We start from the raw sequence: 18,941 nt of genomic DNA, 5'->3' as shown, positions 1-18,941 counted from the left end.
ATCCTGTGACGTCGGACCGTCGCCGGTTCCTGGGAGTCGCGGTCGATTCGATCCCTAGTCGAAGTCGCTCGCCGCCGGCAGCGTGAACGTAAACGTCGAGCCCTCGCCCGGTTCGCTCGTAACCCAGATTTCGCCGCCGTGGCGCTCGACGATCCGCTCGCAGATCGCGAGTCCGATCCCCGTTCCGTTGTACCCCTCCCCCTCCTGATAGCTCTGGAAGACGTCGAAGATCTGGTCGCTGTACTCCGGATCGATGCCGATTCCGTCGTCGCTGACCGAGATTTCCCACTCGGCGCCGCTTTCGAAACGGCGTTCGGCGGAGACGTGAATGCGCGGCGGGCCGTCTCCGCTGTACTCGATGGCATTGTCCAGCAGATTCTGGAAGATCTGTCGTAACTGCCCGCTGTCGCCCTCGACGGCCGGGAGGGACTCGGTAGTCACCTCACCGTTACTCTCTTCGAACCGAAGTCGGAGATCGTCGAGAACGTCCTCGAGGACCGCGTTCAGATCGACCGGTTCGAAGGGGTCGCCCTCGGTCTCGACGCGAGAGTACTTGAGCAGGCCGTCGATCATCTCGCGCATGCGGTCAGCGCCGTCGACCGCGAACTGGAGAAACTCTCTCCCCTCGGCGTCGAGCTCGTCACCGTACCGCCTCTCGACGAGTTGCAGGTAACTCGAGACCATCCGCAGGGGTTCCTGGAGGTCGTGGCTGGCAGCGTAGGCGAACTGCTCCAGGCGCTCGTTCGAGGTCTCTAGCCGTTCGACGAGCTCCTCCAGCCGCCGTTCGCGCTCCACTCGTTCGGTGACGTCCGTGAAGAGAACCCCCACTTGTGCGTCCGTTTCGTCACCGACCGGAAACGCGTAGCACTCGAGGAACCGCCCCTGCGTCGTCAGTTCGCGCTCGAACCTGACCGGGTCGCCGGTCTCCACGACGGTATCGTAGGTCTCGAACCACTCCTCTCGCTCTTCCGGCACCAGTTCTCGGATCGTCTTTCCGACGACGTCGGTCAGTCCCGTGTGCTCTTCGAACGCCGGATTCGCCTCGATATAGCGGAAATCGATCGGCTCCGCCGGCGGCGTGTCGACCCGCTCGATGACGCAGTACCCCTCGGACATCGAGGTGAACAGGTCCCGATACCGCGCCTCTCTCTCCCTGAGTTGCTGCTCGCGGCGCTTTCGCTCCGTGATATCGGTGACGGCGCCGTGCATCCGAACCGGGTCGCCGCTCGCGTCGTACTCCACCTCGCCGCGAGAGACGATCCACATGACGTCGCCGTCGCCGTTCTCGATGCGGTATTCGGCGCTGAACACGCCCGTCTCCAGCGCTCGGTCGAGTCGGTCCCAAATTCCGTCCTCGTCGGTCTCGGGGACCGGTTCGAAGAACGCCTCGATCGGCGCGCCCGTCGTCACGATCTCCGGATCCATTCCGTACGCTTCCGCGAGAAACTCGTCGGCGGTGAAGACGTTTTCCTGGACGTCCCACAGCCAGAGTCCGATCGACGCGGCGTCGGTCGCGACGCTCAGTTGGGCTTCGCGCTCGCGGAGCTGGTCTTCCTTGTTCGCGCGCTCGATCGCCGCCGCCAGGATATTCGCGGCGCTTTGCACGAAATTGGCCTCGTGCGTGGTGAACTCCTTGCGGTCGGTCGTATGCGTGCCGAGCACGCCCCACGGCTCCTCGACCGAACCGATGATGACGCTGACGCCGCTGACCACGTCGTGGTTCGTGAGCAATTCAGGGCCGGAGAAACGCTCCTCCTCGCGGAGGTCGTCGACGATGACCGGTTCCTCGCTGATGAGCGTGTAGCCGGCCTGCGAATCGAGATCCGTAGACACCGTCACCGCTCCGACGAGACCGTCTCGCCAGCCGACGCCCTGTCGCAGGAAGACTTCGTCGCCGCCCGGTAACCGCTCGAGCACCTTGCAGTACTCGTTGTCGAGCGTCTCGGCGACGGCGACCGAGACGTCGTGCATCAACTGATCGAGGTCGTCCGTCTCCAACGCTCGCTGTCCGAGTTCCGCGATGACCTCTTGCTGCCGGATTCGGGCCTGAACCCCGGGGTCGGTCGAGGAGGGCGATCCCATTCTACTCCCGTCTTTCGGCGCGGGCTACAAAGCCCCTCGGTTACCGCAGATGAACGGTTCGTCGCGACTGATTACCGTCCTCGTTCCCGCTTCCGTTTCTTCGATCTCTCGTGATGAGACACCGTCCATGCGGTGGCGCGCGCTGGCGACCAGCCGAGCACTTGCGAGGCTGGTCGCCGAAACGTGCGAGGGACGAGCGAACGAAGTGAGCGAGTCGGTTGGGGAGGACGTGGCGATTCCCCGTTGCCACGATAACAGGACACAGCTCTTCGACACTGTTCTCCCCGAGCCCTCGCCGAACCGATCAGTCGAACGAGCGCTCGAGCACCGAAACGCCCTCGAGCGAGTTCAGCCCGTCCAGAGCCCCCTCGAGATGCTCCGGGCCGCTGCCCTCGAGGCCGACGGTCACGGGGACCCGATTCGGCTCGTCGAGCGACGTTCGCCGGGCGCGCTCTAAGACGTCCAGTTCCGCGCCTTCGGCTTCGATCGTTTCGACCACCTCGCTTACCCTCGTCGGCCACCCCGCGACGGCCAGTCTGGCCTCGACGTAGCGCTCGAGTTCGTGGAGCCCGGTCCGGGTGAGTTCGGCGTGCTCGGTGAGGTTCACGTTCCCGCCGGAGATGACGACGCCGACGTGCTCACCCTCGAGATCGACCGCGTCCGACAGCGCGCCGGCCAGCGGGGTCGCACCCGCGCTCTCGGCGACGGTTTTCGCGCGCTCGGCGAGCAGCGTCACGGCGGCGGCGATCTCGCGATCAGTCACGCTGACCACGTCGTCGACGACCTCGCGGGCGATCGCGAACGTGGTCTCGAGCATCCGCGTGTCGGCGATCCCCTCGGCGACGGTGTCGACGCCGGAGAGTTCCCGGATCTCGCCGGCCTCGAGCGACGGCTTGGCGTGGGCCGCGCCCTCGGGCTGGACGCCGATTACCCGAACGTTGTGCTCGGCAGCTTTCAGCACGGTTCCGATCCCCGAGATCAGCCCGCCGCCGCCGATCGCGACGAGGACGGTGTCGATCTCGGAATACTGCTCTAGCAACTCCAGACCGATCGTTCCCTGGCCGGCGACGATCGCCTCGTCGTCGAAGGGATGGACGAACGTCTCGCCCGTTTCCGCGGCGCGCTCTATGGCGTGCTCGTAGGAGCGCTCGTAGATGTCGCCCTCGACGACGACCTCGGCGCCGTAGCCGCGAGTGGCCTCGATCTTCGCTGCAGGCGTCACCTCGGGGACGACGATCGTCGTGTCGATGTCGAGCAACTGGCCGGCGAGCGCCACGCCCTGAGCGTGGTTACCCGCGCTCGAGGAGATGACGCCGGCCTCTCGATCCGTCTCGGAGAGTTGGGCCATCTTGTTGTACGCGCCGCGGATCTTGAACGAGCCCGTCCGCTGGACGTTCTCGAGTTTGAGCCCGACCGAAGCCGCGCCCGCCATCTCGGCGAACGTTCGCGACGTATCGAGCGGGGTCCGGTGGACGACGTCGTCGATGCGCTCGCGGGCGTCTTCAACGTCCTCGCGGGTGACCAGTTCCTCGTCGATCTCGTTCGCCTCGTTCATCCGTCGTCCTCCCCGAGCGCTCCGTCCTCCCCGATCGCTCCGCTCTCCCCGATCGGCCTCCCTTCCCCGTGCGCCACGTCCGCTCCGTCCCCGACGTGTGGAACGGGATGCCGGCGCTCGAGTTCCTCGATCGTCCCGACCAGCACCTCGACGCCGTGCTCGAGACTGCGCTCGTCGACGTCGAACGTCGGCGTGTGGTGGCTCGTCGGGTGGTCGGTGCCGACGATCATGTACGTCGCCAACCCGCCGTCGCGCTGGACACGGTCCATCAGGAACGTCGCGTCCTCGCTCGCGCCGAAGTCGGCCGCCGGAATCACGTGATCGATCCCCCGCACCTCGCCCGCCACCTCGCTGACCAGCGACTGCAGTTCGGGGTCGCTGTCGGCGCGGGGCGACTCGCTGACGACGTCGAACTCGGCCCGACAGCCGTGCATCCGGGCCGCGTTCTTCACCGTCCGCTCGAGTCGGTCCTTCGTGTACTCCATCAGCTCGGTCGTCTCGCCGCGGGCCTCGGCCGCCATGTGGGCGCGCTCGGCGATGACGTTGCTCGCCGTCCCCGCCTCGGCCTTGCCGATGTTCACCCGGGTCATCCCGTCGCTGTGGCGGGGGATGCCGTAGGCGTTCTCGATCGTCGTCCCCATCGCGTGCATCGCGTTGTCGCCCTCGTTGGGCGCCTTCCCCGCGTGGGCGGAGGTCCCCTCGATCGTCAGATCGACGTGGCACATCGCCAGCGGCTTCTCGATCCCCGCGACCACTTCGCCCGTCGGGTGATCGAGGCCGACGTGGACCGCCAGCAGGTAGTCCAGTCCGTCCGCGAACTCGCTCTTCGCCATCGGACACCCGCCGCCGCCGGTCTCCTCGGCGGGCTGGAAGAAGACCACGAAGCGGCCCGAGAAGTCGCTCTCGGCGATCGCCTCGAGGACGGCCAGCCCCCAGGTCATGTGGGCGTCGTGGCCGCAGGCGTGCATCGTCCCCTCGATTTCGGAGCGAAAGCCCTCGTCTGCGGGGTCGTGGTCCGGACTGGTCGATTCCTCGATGAACAGCCCGTCGATGTCGACGCGCAGCCCGATCGATGGCCCCTCGCCGCGCTTGAGCACCGCGACGGCGCCGGTGTTGCCGCCGGTCATCCGCTCTAAGAGGGCCGGGTCCGCGCCGCGCTCGCGGGCCCGCTCGAGCCAGGGCTCGAGTTCGTCGTCGTCGGTGACGGCCATCCGGTCGGCGGGGTCGTAGGCGTCCGGTCCGACGGCGAGTTCGTCGACGCCGATCGCCCGGATCTCCTCGACGAGGCGGGCCGTGGTGGAGAACTCGCGCCACGCGGGTTCGGGGTGGCGGTGCAGGCTCCGGCGGAGGCTGACGAGGCGGTCCCGTATCGGCTCGGTCATGCGAGACACTGACGCGCTCCAACGACTTAATTATACACAATCAGTGTTGACGTCGGCTACACAAAAGGGATAAGAGAATCGCTGACAACCATCACGTATAGTTGCGCTGCAGCGGCGACGCGCCGGTGTGGCGCGCACACTCACCACTATGAGAACGAATCCAGACATCGTCGTTCTGAGAGAGGGAACGGAAGGGCTGTCGATGGAATCGTACGCCGAGACCCTCCGCGAGCGGTTGCCTGAACACGCCGTCGCGCTCGCGCGGACGCCGAAGGAAGAGCGCGAGCGCGTCCCGCAGGCGCGGGTCGTGACCGGAATCACGATCGACGAGGACCTGCTCGCCGAGGCCGACCGCCTCGAGCTGTTCGCCTGCACGTTCGCCGGCACCGACCACGTGCCGATGGACGCGCTGGCAGATCACGGCGTCGCCGTCACGAACGCGGGCGGGATCCACGCGCCCGGCATCGCCGAGCAGACGATCGCCAACATGCTCGTCTTCGCGCGGAACCTCCACGAGGGCTGGCGCCGCAAGGAGAACGGCGAGTGGCGTCACTTCCAGTCCCACGAATTCACCGACAGCACGGTCACGGTCGTCGGCCTCGGCTCGATCGGCCAGGCGGTCGTCCAGCGCCTCGAGGGGTTCGAGGTCGAGACGATCGGGATCCGGTACACCCCCGAGAAGGGCGGTCCGACGGACGAGGTGCTGGGCTTCGACGAGGACGACGTCCACGAGGCCTTCTCGCGCAGCGACTACGTCGTCCTCGCCTGCCCGCTGAACGATCTGACCCGCAATCTCGTCGACGAGGACGCGCTGGCGACGCTGCCGCCCGAGGCCGTGCTCGTCAACGCGGCCCGCGGCGGCATCGTCGACACCGACGCGCTCGTCTCGGCGCTGCAGTACGAGGGGATCCGCGGGGCCGCGCTGGACGTCACCGACCCCGAACCGCTGCCGAACGACCACGAGCTCTGGGACCTCGAGAACTGCCTGATCACGCCGCATACGGGCGGCCACACGCCGAAACACTGGGATCGGCTGGCCGACATCGTCGCGACCAACCTCCGGGCGCTCGAGGCGGGCGAGGGAGACGACCTCGAGAACGCCGTCTATCAGCCCGAGGGGAGCTAACAGCACGATGGCCACAGAAGAGACGCAGTCCACGACCGACCACAGCGACCAGACGTCGACTCCGGACGAGAAGCGACTCGGGTCGCCGGCGGATCCCCGCGAGGGAGACCCGGCGGCGGATCCGCGAGCCAACTACGACTACGTCGGCGGCGACGTCGACCGCCCCGCGCTCGTGGCGGCGCTGCGCGAGCGGATCGACGGCGAGGTACGCTTCGACGAGTACAGCCGACAGCTGTACGCGACCGACGCGAGCGCCTACGAGATGACGCCCGTCGGCGTCGTCCTCCCGCGATCGACCGACGACGTCGCGAGCGTCGTCGGCTACTGCGCCGAACACGGGATCCCGGTGCTCCCGCGGGGCGGCGGCACCAGTCTCGCCGGCCAGGCGGTCAACGAGGCCGTCGTCCTCGATTTCACGGCGCACATGGGCGACGTCCTCGAGATCGATCCCGACGCTCGGCGGGCGACCGTGCAGGGCGGAGCCGTCCTCGCCGACCTGAACGGCGCCCTCGAGTCCCACGGACTGAAGTTCGCGCCCGACCCCGCGGCGGGCAACCGCAGCACCGTCGGCGGCGCCGTCGGCAACAACTCGACGGGCGCCCACTCGCTGCAGTACGGGAAGACCGACGCCTACGTCGAGGAGGTGGAGGTCGTCCTCGCCGACGGCTCCGTCGAGCGCTTCGGCGAGGTGACGGTGGCGGAGCTTCGCGAGCGGGCCGATCCGGACGGAAACCTGCTCGAGCGAATCCACGAGGCACTGCGCCGCGTGATCGACGAGGAGGCCGCCGCGATCGGCGAGGTCTTCCCGCGACTGAAGCGCAACGTCTCGGGCTACAACCTCGACCGGCTGGTCGCGGAGGCCTACGGGACGCCCGAGGCCTTCGACGAGAACGCCGCGGAGTCGGTCGCGATCGACGCCGACTCCGAACCCGCCCCCGGCGCGACGGTCAACCTCGCCCGCGTCTTCGCCGGCAGCGAGGGGACCCTCGGCGTCGTCACCGAGGCGACGGTCTCGCTCGAGACCGTTCCCGAGACCACCTCGGTGGTGCTGTTGACCTACCGCGACCTGCTCGAGGCGATGGCCGACGTCGACACCATCGTCAAAAATCACGACCCGGCGGCCGTCGAGGCGATCGACGACGTCTTAATCGAGCTCGCGGAGAACACCGAGGAGTTCGCCGCCGTCGCGGATCGACTCCCCGAAGGCACCGAGACCGCGCTGCTCGTGGAGTTCTACGCCGAGAACGACGACCACGGCCGCGAGCAGGTCGCGGAGCTGCTGGTCGATCGGCTGCCGGACGGGGAAGTGCCGGATCCGGATCCGAGCGGTTCCGAGACCGGTAGCTCCGCGCCGGTTCGTGCCTTCGACGCCCTCGAGGCCCACGACCCCGCGGGCATCGCCGAACTCTGGAAGCTCCGCAAGAGCGCGGCGCCCATTCTGCTCTCTCGCACCTCCGACGAGAAGCACATCTCCTTCATCGAGGACACCGCGGTCCCGACCGAGAATCTCGCGGACTACGTGGCGGACTTTCGGGAAGTCCTCGAGGAGTACGACACGTTCGCGAGCTTCTACGCCCACGCCGGTCCCGGCTGTATGCACATGCGGCCGCTGGTCAGCACCAAGAGCACGGCCGGCCTCGAGGCGTTCGAGTCGCTGGCCGACGGCGTGACCGACCTCGTCGTCGAGTACGGCGGGAGCGTGTCGGGCGAGCACGGTGACGGCCGCGCTCGAACCCAGTGGAATCGCAAGCTCTACGGCGACGACGTCTGGGAACTCTTCCGCGAGCTGAAGACGGCGTTCGACCCCGACTGGCTCCTGAACCCGGGCAACGTCTGCGGCGATCACCGCATGATCGAACGGCTCCGGTTCGACCCGGACTACGAGTTCGAGGCCGGCTTCGAGCCGGAACTCGAGTGGGACAACGACAACGGCTTCCAAGGGATGGTCGAACTCTGTCACGGCTGCGGCGGCTGTCGGAGCGAGCAGGAGACCACCGGCGGCGTAATGTGTCCGACCTACCGCGCCGCCGAGGAGGAGAGCCTGAGCACCCGCGGGCGGGCGAACATGCTCCGACAGGCGATGAGCGGCGACCTCGAGACCGACGCCGTCGACGAGGAGTTCTTAGCGGAGATCATGGACCTCTGTGTCGGCTGCAAGGGCTGTGCGCGGGACTGCCCGAGCGAGGTCGACATGGCGAAGCTCAAGGCCGAGGTGGAGCACGCTGCCCACCAGAAGAACGGCGCCGGCTTGCGCGACAAGCTGTTCGCGAACGTCGACCGGCTGAACGCCGTCGGGAGCGCGCTCGCGCCGCTGTCGAACTGGGCGGCGTCGCTTCCCGGGTCGGGTGCCATCGCCGAGAAGACGGTCGGGATCGCCCGCGAGCGAGAGCTGCCGACGTTCGCGAGCGAGAGCCTCGAGGAGTGGTTTACATCGCGGGGCGGTGCGACGGTGCCCCGCGAGTCGGCCAGCCGCCGGGTAGTGCTCGTCCCCGACACGTACACGAACTACAACCATCCCAACGCCGGGAAGGCCGCGATTCGGGTGCTCGAGGCCGCGGGCGTGCACGTCACGGTCCCGAACGCGGTCACGTCGACGGGGCGGCCGGCCCATTCGAAGGGCTTCCTCGATCTCTCCCGCGAGCGGGCGCGGACGAACGTCGACGCCCTCGAGCTGTTCGTCCAGAACGGCTGGGAGGTCGTCCTCGTCGAGCCCTCCGACGCCGTGATGCTCCAGTCGGACTACCTGAACCTGCTCTCCGGGCCCGAGGTCGAGCGGGTGGCGGCGAACACCTACGGCGTCATGGAGTACGTCGACCGGTTCGATCTGCTCGCTGAGGTCGGTGTCGACGAGTCGGCCGCCCGCGAGCGGCTGACCTACCACGGCCACTGCCACCAGAAGGCGACGAAGAAGGACGGTCACGCCGCGAGCGTCCTCGAGGCCGCCGGATACGAGGTCGACGCTCTGGATTCGGGCTGCTGCGGAATGGCCGGGAGCTTCGGCTACGAGGCCGAACACTACTCGCTGAGTCAGAAGATCGGTTCGATCCTGTTCGAACAGGTCGACGACAGCGACGGCGACGAAGTCGTCGCGCCCGGGGCCTCCTGTCGAACCCAACTGGAGGGCCACGAGGGCGACTATCCGGCCCATCCGGTCGAGAAGCTCGAGGCCGTAGTCAGGTGACTCGAGTCAGTGACGTGGGGACTCGAGGACAGTTCCGGCTGGCTACGACTTCCGCTTTCGGTCGACGACATCGAAGACCAGCGAGCCGATGCCGACGCCGCTCCCGACCGAGTAGTTGCCCGACTCGTCGTCCATCGGGAGGACGGCCCGCGTGATCGCGAGCCACAGCGACAGGACGGTCAGGTATCGCAGCGGGTGTTCCCGGAACCGGCCGACGTACTCCCCCTCGAGGATTCGGTACGCCATGCCGAGGCTGAAGCCCAGCACGAGGTACTCGCGGTCGACGCCTCGGTCGGTCTGGCGGGCGACCTCGAGGGTGCCGACCGCGGCGGCGAGTTCGAATCCCTTCGTGAGGTATCCAGTGAGGCTGGCCATGTCGAAGTTTCAACCATCGGACTGATCACGCTTTCGCTCGCGGTAATCGTATGACAACTGGCGTGTTGTAGAATCACCGTTCGTCTGGTTCATACGGAACCCTCCCCATCGCTTCTGGCGACCCATCCGATGCTGGGTGGCGCGCGCTGGGACGCAGTGAGTCGTTGATGAATCGCGTCCCGAAACCGTGCGAGGTCTTCGCGAGTTTCACGAGCGAAGGCTTGTCAGAGCTTGCTCTGTCTGTGGATGAGCGAACGGAGTGAGAGAATCGGCTGGGGAGGTCGTGGTACTCCCCGTTGCCACGGTAGCAAGACAGGAGTTCTATCCCAACATATTGCGAGCAGCTATTCAGTTATTGAACGGAGTCGTTCGAACGTGGACGTGAAAACGAAATGTTCTGCTACGGCTGGCGGCGAGGGTTTACCACATCCTCCCCAACCGATTCGTTCACTCCCTGCAGTCGCTCACTCATCCCTCGCGCGACTTTGTGACGAGACTCACGATCTGTTCGTCACGTCCCAGCGCGCGCCACCGCACGTCGGCGTTTCGATCCGGAGTTGTGTAGCCGAAGTGGGACAGGGAGCTCAGTGATGTCTACTGATAGACGCGGCTGCAAGCGGATCGTGCGCGATACGGCATTGAAACGGAATCCGAAAACCCGACGCGAACGACTTACGGCCAGAGTCCGCGCGTCGCCTTCGCCTCGGCGATCCGCGAGAGCGCGACGACGTAGGCGGCGTCGCGCCACGTCAGGTCCTTCTCTTCGACCTCTTCGCGGACGTCGGCCCACGCCTCGAGCATGTGCTCCTCGAGTTCCTCGTTAACGCGCTCGAGGGACCACTGCCGGCGGTTGATGTCCTGAAGCCACTCGAAGTAGCTCACGGTGACGCCGCCGGCGTTGGCGAGGATGTCCGGGATGACGTGGACGTCGCGCTCCGCGAGGATGGCGTCGGCGGCGAACGTGGTCGGGCCGTTGGCGCCTTCGACGACGATGTCCGCGTCGATCGCGTCGGCGTTGTCCGCGGTGATGACGTTGCCGACGGCCGCGGGGATCAGCACGTCGACGTCGAGCTCGAGGATCGCCTCGTTGGAGAGGGTTTCGGGGGCGTCCTGCTCGAGGACGGCTTCGGGCTCCTCCTCGTGGGTCGGAACCGCGTGCGTGTCGAGCCCGTCGGGATCGTAGATCGCGCCGTTCACGTCGCTCACGGCGACGACGGTCGCGTCCCAGTCCTCGAGCAGGCGCGCCGCGTTCGCGCCGACGCTACCGAAGCCCTGCACGGCGACGGTCGTCTCCTCGAGGTCGCGGTCGTAGTAGTTGACTGCCTCGCGGGCGGCGATGGCGGTCGAGCGACCGGGCGCCTCCTCGCGGCCGTAGGAGCCGCCGATGACGGGCGGTTTGCCGGTGACGACGCCGGGGATGGTCTCGCCTTGCTGCATCGAGTAGGCGTCCATGAACCAGGCCATCGTCTGGGCGTCGGTGCCCATGTCCGGCGCGGGGACGTCCTTCGTCGGCCCGACGACGTCGCGCAGTTCCTCGGCGAATCGGCGAGTGAGCCGTTCGGTCTCGTCCGCGGTCAGTTGCTTCGGGTCGACGGCGACGCCGCCCTTCCCGCCGCCGAAGGGGATGTCCATCACGGCGCACTTCCAAGTCATCCACATCGAGAGCCCGGTGCACTCCTCGGCGTCGACTTCGGGATGGAAGCGCAGGCCGCCCTTGTACGGGCCGCGAACGTCGTCGTGTTGGGCCCGGTAGCCGGTGAAGACGTCGACGGAGCCGTCCTCGCGCTCGAGGGGCACCGAGACCTGCTGGACCCTGGTCGGGTGTTTTAATCGCTCGACGACGCCGGAATCGACGTCGACGTGGGTCGCCGCCCGCTCGAGTTGGCGGCGCGCCGTGACGAGCGCTGATGCTGGGGCGTTGTCCGATCCGGCCTCGGCCTCTTCTGGGGGTGTCGTAGTCATCTATCGGCTAGTGAGATCGGTGACAGTAGTATGTCGACGGTACCATGGTCGGTGTGGGTCGGGTTAGGTCGTGAACAGTTGCCGGGGGAAGTCCGCCAGCGTCTCCGCACCGTTGCTCGTGACGCGGAACGTCTCGCTGATCTCCATGCCGACCGCCTCGGTCCAGATGCCCGGAATCATGTGGAACGTCATGTCCTCCTCGAGGACGGTCTCGTCGCCGGGGCGGATGCTGGCGGTGTGTTCGCCCCAGTCCGGCGGGTAGCCCAGCCCCATCGAGTAGCCGATGCGGTCCTCCTTCTCGAGGCCGTACTGGGCGATCGTCTCGCGCCAGGCCTTCTCGACCGACTCGCAGGTGACGCCCGGTTCGACGGCGTCGAGTGCGGCCTCGATCCCCTCGACGACGATGTCGGCGGTCTCCTCGAGTTCGGCGGGCGGATCGCCGACGAAGGTCGTCCGCGCCAGCGGCGAGTGGTAGCGGTGGCGACAGCCCGAGAGTTCGATGATGACCGGGTCGCCGTCCTCGAACTCGCGGTCGGTCCAGGTCAGGTGGGGCGTGTCGGTGTGGTCGCCGGATGGCATCAGCGGAACGATCGACGGGTAATCCCCGCCGTACTCGTCGGTGCCCGCGATGAGGGCGTCGTAGATCTCCCTGGCGGCCTCGTACTCCGGGACGCCCTCCTCGATGGCGTCCAGTCCCGCCTGCATCGCGTTCTCGGAGATGCGTGCGGCCTCGCGCATGTACTCGAGCTCCTGTTCGGACTTCTTGATTCGCACCCAGCCGACCAGCAGCGTCGCGTCCTCGAACTCGGCCTCGGGGAGGTTCTCCTGCAGGCGCGTGTAGGACTTCGCGGTGAAGTAAGCGGCGTCCATCTCGAGGCCGATGCGGCCGTCCGCGACGTCGAGTTCCTCGAGGACGCCCGCGACGTAGTCCATCGGATGGAGGTCGTGGGGCGAGTGGACGTGGTCGTCGCTGTAGGCGCGGATGCTCTCGTCGGAGAGGGACGTGGTCGCTCGAGCGCCGCCGCCGTCCATGTCGCGGCCGATCCAGACCGGCTCGTCGCGGTCGGGCGTGACGACGACCGCCTGGTGGACGTAGAACGACCAGCCGTCGTAGCCGGTGAGGTAGTTCATGTTGGCCGGATTAGAGACGACGATCGCGTCGAGATCCTCCTCGCCCAATCGCTCTTTCGTCCGGGAGACCCGACGTTCGTATTCGGCGTCGTCGAAAATATCTCGGGACATGGTAACAGGACCTACGAAGAGGCTCGACGAGGAGTGCTAAAAGTTTTTCGTGTATGGTAGATACGGATACTGTTCATGAATGGGGCAAAACGGGAGCGATTTTGGGACACGTTGACGAGGCCGTGAAGGGCCGTGCCGTCACGGGACCCGCAGGGACTCGTCGACTCGCCCGTTCGCTGCAAACCACCGGCGGTTAAGAGACCCGGGTTCGTTCCGGCGGATATGGCAATCCTCGAGACAATCGTGATCGCGTTCTGGGCGATGTTGCCCGCTTACGTTCCCAACAACGCCGCGGTGTTGGCCGGCGGCGGACGACCGATCGACGGCGGCCGGACGTGGGGCGACAAGCGCATGCTGGGCGACGGGAAGACCTGGCGGGGCACCGCCGCCGGGATCACCGCCGGTCTCGTGCTTGCGGGTCTGCTGACGGTGCTCGCGCCCGGCGTCAGCGACGCGACTGGCATGAAGGTTCCCGAGTTCGCACCCCTCGCCGCGCTGGGACTCGCCGGCGGGGCCATGCTCGGCGATATCCTCGCGTCATTTCTGAAGCGACGCACCGGCCGCCAGCGCGGCGCGATGTTCCCCGGCCTCGATCAACTGGACTTCGTCGTCGTCTCGCTCCCCCTGACCGCGCTGTTGGCTCCGGAGTGGTTCTTTAACGTCTTCACGTGGGCGGTCGTCGCCGTCGTCGTGATCCTGACGCCGATCCTTCACGTCACGACGAACATGATCGCGTACAAACTGGGTCTGAAGAACGAACCATGGTGAGGCGGTCCGGGACTCGAAGGCTTTACTACAATTCCCACGTTTCAGCTGCTCTTCTAGGAGATTGAGCTCTTTCTCTCGGAGCTCCCCAGTCGCGTGTAGTCCGTAACTATCGATTCGGTAGACGAACTCTTTCCCGTCGGTCGCATCGAGTCCGTCTTCGAGCGCTCGTGCGACGACACCGACCGTCCCAGTCACACGAGCCCCAGCGACCGAGCGGTGATCCGAACGCGTCGAGCCTTGAGACGGAAACGAAATTTGCATTCTCACTCGACAGTCGTCAATGCCTCGCTCTCGGCGTCGGTTTGCTCCTGTAATCGTTCTTCGACTTTCTCCCGGTCCTCGGGATAGCCGACGTCGACCCGCCAGCCGTCCATGCGGATTGCGTCGATGGTTCGACCCGATTGGATGAGCAGGTCGATCGCGTCGGGGAGTTCGTACTCACCGCGGTCGCTGGGCTGGACGAGGTGACAGGCGTGGAAGATCGCCGGCGTGAACGTGTAGAAGCCGGTCATGACGATATTGGACGGCGGATCGTCGGGCTTCTCGACGACCTCGACGATCTCGCCGTACTCGTAGGTGTCGAGGACGCCGTAGCGGGAAGCCTCCTCGTAGGGGACCTCCTCGACGAGAAAGGCGGCGTCGGCGCGGTCCTCCCGCTAGCGATTAACGAAGTCCGCGAGATTGGCGCGGAAGACGTTGTCGCCGAGCATAAGGACGAAATCGTCGTCGACGTGAGGCTCGGCCTGCAGGATGGCGTGTGCGAGGCCGAGTTGCTCGCGCTGGTGGGCGTAGGTGATGGGAATGCCCTCGTACTCGTCGCCGTAGCGTTCGATGATCTGTTCCTTCTGGTAGCCGACGACGACGACTAATTTCGTGACGCCGAGCTCGAGGAGGTTGTCGAAGACGTCCTCGATGTGCGGCGTCCCGTCGACCTCGACGAGCGCCTTCGGCTTGTCGTCGGTCAGCGGCCGGAGGCGATCGCCCTTGCCCACAGCCAGCACGACTGCTTGCATACGATCAGGAACTCCTCATCTGCGGGGATATTTCTTCGAGTAATCGAGCGAACGGAGCTTCGGAGAGACACTGTTTTCGGACCCATCCTTCTGGAAAACCTTTGGCAGACTACACTCGTGAGGAGGCAACGCTCATGGAATCCCTCGAACAGAATCGACGGAACGGTGGTCCGAAATGACCGCGACCGACGACTCCGAACTCCGACTTATCGGTATTCGTGCAGACGGCTATCTCGACTACTACGACGAAACGACCGACACCGTCTTTCGGGAACCCGAGACGCAGTACGACTACGGTCTCGCCGGTGCGATCCCGACCGAGTGGCGTCGGAATTCGGAGCTGACCCTCGAGCGCTACATCGAACGCACGGAGCGCGACTCGGGGTGGACGCGACTGTCCAAATGGGCGACGGAGCGACTCGAGTCATGAAGTAACTCTCGAGGGAGCCTATCTGCGACGAATTTGGAATGACAGTTTGGCGTGATCCACAGCCCGGTTTCTCGAGTCTGTAAAGATCACATAGCCAAAAAGTACTTGATGCATATGATGAATTCCTCTCTAAATGAGTACGATTAGACAGTCACTTTCGGGATCCGACCTCCTTACTCGACTCGAGCACCGTTCCTGTACGTTCTGTGATGAGGGATCGCTCGTACGGGGGCAGTACAAGGGAAATGACGCTGTCGTCTGTGATCAATGTAGGACGCCGATGATGCAAATTTGGGATATGGAGTAGTTAGAGGGGGGCATTCGCCACCACAAAAATCGACTCTACTAATGATAGCGGGACTCTGACCCTCTTATCTGCTCTGTGCATTACCACCCACCTGACGAACGCCTCTCAGGGCCGGTATCCGAGGTGAACGGAACGAGTAGTTCAACGGGAATCGGACAGGCGTCTCAACTACTCCCCGTCGGACTTCTAGATCGACTGGATAATAACGGATTAACCCGTCCATATCGACAGCGAAGGAGTTTTGATCCGTCGCTGTCAACGGCAACTCCATGAACCTGCTTGCAATTGCTGCCGTTTCTCTTCTCACAGTGACGGCGCTTCCCTACCTCTGCTATCTCACACTCTACGCGTGGATTCGGCCACAGGGATCGCCCGCCGAGAAAACGCCCGCGGAGCCGACGGTCAGTATCGTACTCCCGACGTACAACGAAGCACAGATCGTCGAGACGAAACTCGACGATTTACTCGCACTCGACTATCCGATGGAGAAGATCGAGCTCGTCGTCGTCGACTCGTCGACCGACGAAACCCGCGACATCATTCGGGAGTACTTCGCAGATCTCGAGGCCCCTGAGTTGGTGTTGCTCGAGGAAGACGAACGCCGCGGCCTCGCGCCGGCGCTCAACGACGCGTACGCCGCCGCGTCGAACGAGATGGTCGTGAAGACCGACTGCGATTCCAAACTCGCGCCCGATGTCCTTCGGGAAGCCGCCGCCAATCTCGCAGACGACGACATCGCGGCCGTGACTGGGCGGAACGTAGAAGTCTTGGGTGGCAGTGAAGTGGAGTCCGGATATCGCGGCGTGCAGTCGCACATCCAGCAGTTGGAGTCGCACCTCGACTCGACGCTCATCTTCCACGGGCCGTTCTCCGCATTCGAGAACGACGCGCTGCTGCCAATCGACCCGAACTCGCTGGCCGACGACACGGAGCTCGCGTTGAAGATTCGTCGGCAAGGTGGCCGCGTGATTTTCGACCCTGCCGTGCAGTACATGGAAGCCAGCTTCTCGGACTTCGTGAAGCGCCGCAAGCAGAAAGATAGGCGTGGGATGGGGCTGATTCGGTTGTTGGTTCACCACCGTGACGCGCTCGGGAAGTACGGGAAGTACGGCAAGGTCGTGCTCCCGTTCAACTGGTGGTTCATGATTATCTCCCCGTGGCTGCTGGCGGCGACGCTCGTCGTCGGGACTGGTGCAGCACTCTCGCTGTTCGGAACAGGTGGGCTGGTGTTGCCTGCTGCGGTCACCGCGTTCGCGTACCTCGGACAGAAAGACGCGCTCGGTCCGGTGCAGGCGCTGTACTCGATTTTCGACACGCAGGTGTCGCTGCTGCGGGCGAGTGTGGAGTTGTTGGTTGGGGATTCGGATGGGACGTGGGACGTGGACGCTGAGTTGCGGGAGGCCTTCGAATGAAAGGCGGGATAGTCTCGCGGTGTGACGAGGGATCGGATAGCAGGGAACCGGGAGTATTTAATGAACGGTATCCGAGGATGCGAGCATGAAGGCGCTCATTCCCGCGGCGGGACAGGGGACACGCCTCTACCCGCACACGCACACGAAACCGAAGGCCATGGTTCGGTTGGCGGGGAAGCCGATTCTCGGCCACATCCTCTCCTCGCTTGCCGAGACCCCCATCGAGGAAGTGGTCATCGTCGTCGGTGGGTCGATGCAGGACCAAATCACCGAGTACGCCACCGAATTGTTCGGCGACGCCTTCGAATTCACCTTCGTCGAACAAGAACGGGCAGAGGGCTTAGGACACAGTATCTACCAGGCTGAATCCGCCGTCCGAGGCGAACCGGTGTTAATCGCGCTCGGGGACATGCTGTTCGAGAACGGCTACAAGCAGTTCCTTGATGCCCACGACGACTGTCGGCCGACGGATGGGAGCATCGGCGTCAAGCGAGTCGAGAACCCCGAGCACTATGGCGTCGTTGGGACGAACGACCGCGGCACCATCGAACAACTCGTCGAGAAGCCGTCTGAACCGATCTCGGATCTCGCAATCAGTGGCATTTACATCGTTGAAGCCACCGGGATGCTGTTCGACGCCCTGCAGATGCTCGTCGAAGAGGATATCCGGGGTGCTGACGCCGAGTATCAACTCACCGACGCCTTCCAGCGGATGGTTGAACAGGACTGTGACCTGACGACGTTCACCGTCGAGAACTGGTACGACTGCGGCCGCCCCGAGACGCTACTGGACGCGAATCGAGTACTCCTCAACCGCCTCGAGACGAACCAGTCAAACGGTCTTGAGGAATCTGTCGTCGTTCCACCTGTCGACTTTGGCGCGGGCGTGGAAATCGTGAACAGCGTGGTCGGCCCGAACGTAAGCATCGACGACGGTGTGCAGGTCGAGAATAGCCTCGTCCGAGACAGTATCGTCGGGCGGAACGCGGAACTACTCGGCGTGAATCTCGAAGTCAGCATCGTTGGGGACAACACGACAGTACGAGGCAAACCGGATCATCTCGACATTGGGGCCAACAGTTCGATTCAACTATGAGTAAGGACAGACCACACGCGGTAGTCACCGGGGGTGGCGGTTTCGTCGGGAGCCATCTCACCGAATCCCTTCTAGATGCGAATCGGCGCGTGACGGTCCTCGACAACTTCGGGAGCGGCCGACCGGAGAACCTCGCATCAGTTGAGAGCGACCACCTCGAGGTCCGGGAACACGACATCTGTGACCCGCTTCCAGCGTTTACCGACGTCGACGAACTCTACCACTTCGCCTCGCGCGCGAGTCCCGAGGACTTTGCCTCCCACGCCGTCGAAATCGCTCTGACGAACAGCGAGGGGACGCGAAACATCCTTGACGCGGCTCGGGAGCACGAAGCGAAGGCGATTCTCGCCTCGACCAGTGAAATTTACGGTGACCCAGACGTCCATCCCCAGCACGAACAGTACAATGGGAACGTCAACATCCGCGGGCCACGCGCACCTTACGACGAAGGCAAGCGATTCTCCGAGGCGCTCGCCGTCGCCTACGAACAACAGTACGGAATCGACGTGCGGACTGTAAGGATATTCAACACGTACGGGCCACGGATGCGCACTGACGACGGGCGCGTCATCCCGAACTTCCTCACGCAGGCCCTCACTGATGAGGATCTGACGGTGTACGGCGACGGAACCCAGACTCGTAGTTTCTGTTACGTCTCGGACCTGGTGCGTGGAATTCTTGCCGTCGCGGACGCGCCTCCCGACCGAGTTGCTGGCGAAGCCATCAACCTCGGGAGTACGGACGAAATCGAGATTCGAGCGCTGGCAGCCCGCGTCCTCAACGTCGTCGAAACTGACGCCGCACTGACCTACGAGTCACTACCTCAGGACGATCCATCCCAGCGCCGTCCAGACATCACAAAGGCGAAGGAACTCCTTGAGTGGGAGCCGAAGGTCACGCTCGAAGAGGGGCTTCGCCGCACTCTCGAAGAGTTCAGGAAGCGAGTCTAGGAACTCCGTCAGACCGCCACGGTGACCGATGCGTTTAGCACGGGGGCCCGTGAACAGTGG

At 64.9% G+C, this 18,941-nt stretch carries 14 protein-coding genes and 1 pseudogene; 8 read left to right on the top strand and 7 right to left on the bottom strand.

Translation table 11 applies throughout. From position 1 onward, the window contains the following. Positions 1-54: 54 nt before the first annotated feature. From C477_RS08925 to C477_RS08915, 3 genes are all read right to left on the bottom strand, one after another. Positions 55-2,082 (bottom strand): ATP-binding protein, encoded by a 2,028-nt coding sequence (locus C477_RS08925; RefSeq protein WP_008894144.1) that lies wholly within the window; start codon positions 2,080-2,082, stop codon positions 55-57. 304 nt (positions 2,083-2,386) lie between these two features. Next, positions 2,387-3,637, bottom strand: a complete 1,251-nt coding sequence (gene ilvA / locus C477_RS08920) for a threonine ammonia-lyase (RefSeq protein ID WP_008894143.1) — start codon at positions 3,635-3,637, stop codon at positions 2,387-2,389. Then, a complete protein-coding gene (locus tag C477_RS08915) occupies positions 3,634-5,019 on the bottom strand; it encodes an amidohydrolase (RefSeq protein WP_008894142.1) in 1,386 nt (461 codons plus the stop codon). The genes ilvA and C477_RS08915 overlap by 4 nt, the downstream gene beginning before the upstream one ends. Before the next feature lie 148 nt (positions 5,020-5,167). On the opposite strand from C477_RS08915, the gene C477_RS08910 reads away from it, so the two are divergent. Further along, the gene (locus C477_RS08910; protein ID WP_049914443.1) at positions 5,168-6,145 is read left to right on the top strand and encodes an NAD(P)-dependent oxidoreductase; all 978 of its coding nucleotides are present in this window, start codon (positions 5,168-5,170) and stop codon (positions 6,143-6,145) included. A 7-nt stretch (positions 6,146-6,152) separates the two neighbouring features. Beyond that, positions 6,153-9,326 (top strand): FAD-binding and (Fe-S)-binding domain-containing protein, encoded by a 3,174-nt coding sequence (locus C477_RS08905; protein ID WP_008894140.1) that lies wholly within the window; start codon positions 6,153-6,155, stop codon positions 9,324-9,326. A gap of 42 nt (positions 9,327-9,368) precedes the next feature. Here the strand turns inward: C477_RS08905 and C477_RS08900 are convergent, their stop codons facing one another. From C477_RS08900 to C477_RS08890, 3 genes are all read right to left on the bottom strand, one after another. Further along, positions 9,369-9,701, bottom strand: a complete 333-nt coding sequence (locus C477_RS08900) for a hypothetical protein (protein WP_008894139.1) — start codon at positions 9,699-9,701, stop codon at positions 9,369-9,371. Between the two features lie 672 nt (positions 9,702-10,373). Beyond that, the gene (gene gdhB, locus C477_RS08895; RefSeq protein ID WP_008894138.1) at positions 10,374-11,663 is read right to left on the bottom strand and encodes a glutamate dehydrogenase GdhB; all 1,290 of its coding nucleotides are present in this window, start codon (positions 11,661-11,663) and stop codon (positions 10,374-10,376) included. 63 nt (positions 11,664-11,726) lie between these two features. Next, positions 11,727-12,905 carry a M24 family metallopeptidase gene (locus tag C477_RS08890; protein WP_008894137.1) on the bottom strand — a complete coding sequence of 393 codons (1,179 nt, stop codon included), beginning with the start codon at positions 12,903-12,905 and terminating at the stop codon, positions 11,727-11,729. A 222-nt stretch (positions 12,906-13,127) separates the two neighbouring features. On the opposite strand from C477_RS08890, the gene C477_RS08885 reads away from it, so the two are divergent. Beyond that, a complete protein-coding gene (locus C477_RS08885) occupies positions 13,128-13,673 on the top strand; it encodes a CDP-2,3-bis-(O-geranylgeranyl)-sn-glycerol synthase (protein ID WP_008894136.1) in 546 nt (181 codons plus the stop codon). A gap of 263 nt (positions 13,674-13,936) precedes the next feature. Here C477_RS08885 and aglF read toward each other — a convergent pair. Then, positions 13,937-14,686, bottom strand: a pseudogene (gene aglF, locus C477_RS08880) (UTP--glucose-1-phosphate uridylyltransferase AglF). Positions 14,687-14,861: 175 nt separating this feature from the next. Here aglF and C477_RS08875 point away from each other — a divergent pair. From C477_RS08875 to C477_RS08860, 5 genes are all read left to right on the top strand, one after another. Further along, a complete protein-coding gene (locus C477_RS08875; RefSeq protein WP_008894135.1) occupies positions 14,862-15,116 on the top strand; it encodes a hypothetical protein in 255 nt (84 codons plus the stop codon). 133 nt (positions 15,117-15,249) lie between these two features. Next, positions 15,250-15,423: an HVO_A0556 family zinc finger protein gene (locus C477_RS24815; protein ID WP_338032986.1), complete on the top strand. Its 174-nt coding sequence runs from the start codon at positions 15,250-15,252 to the stop codon at positions 15,421-15,423. Between the two features lie 269 nt (positions 15,424-15,692). Further along, entirely contained in the window at positions 15,693-16,835 is a 1,143-nt protein-coding gene (locus C477_RS08870; RefSeq protein ID WP_049914442.1) for a glycosyltransferase, read from the top strand. An 85-nt stretch (positions 16,836-16,920) separates the two neighbouring features. Next, positions 16,921-17,931: a sugar nucleotidyltransferase gene (locus tag C477_RS08865; protein ID WP_008894133.1), complete on the top strand. Its 1,011-nt coding sequence runs from the start codon at positions 16,921-16,923 to the stop codon at positions 17,929-17,931. Next, a complete protein-coding gene (locus C477_RS08860) occupies positions 17,928-18,881 on the top strand; it encodes an NAD-dependent epimerase/dehydratase family protein (RefSeq protein WP_008894132.1) in 954 nt (317 codons plus the stop codon). Before C477_RS08865 ends, C477_RS08860 begins: the two co-directional genes overlap by 4 nt. Positions 18,882-18,941: the final 60 nt, after the last annotated feature.

This window comes from Haloterrigena salina JCM 13891 (assembly GCF_000337495.1).
GTDB lineage: Archaea > Halobacteriota > Halobacteria > Halobacteriales > Natrialbaceae > Haloterrigena > Haloterrigena salina.
This window is presented reverse-complemented; position numbering and strand designations above follow the sequence as displayed.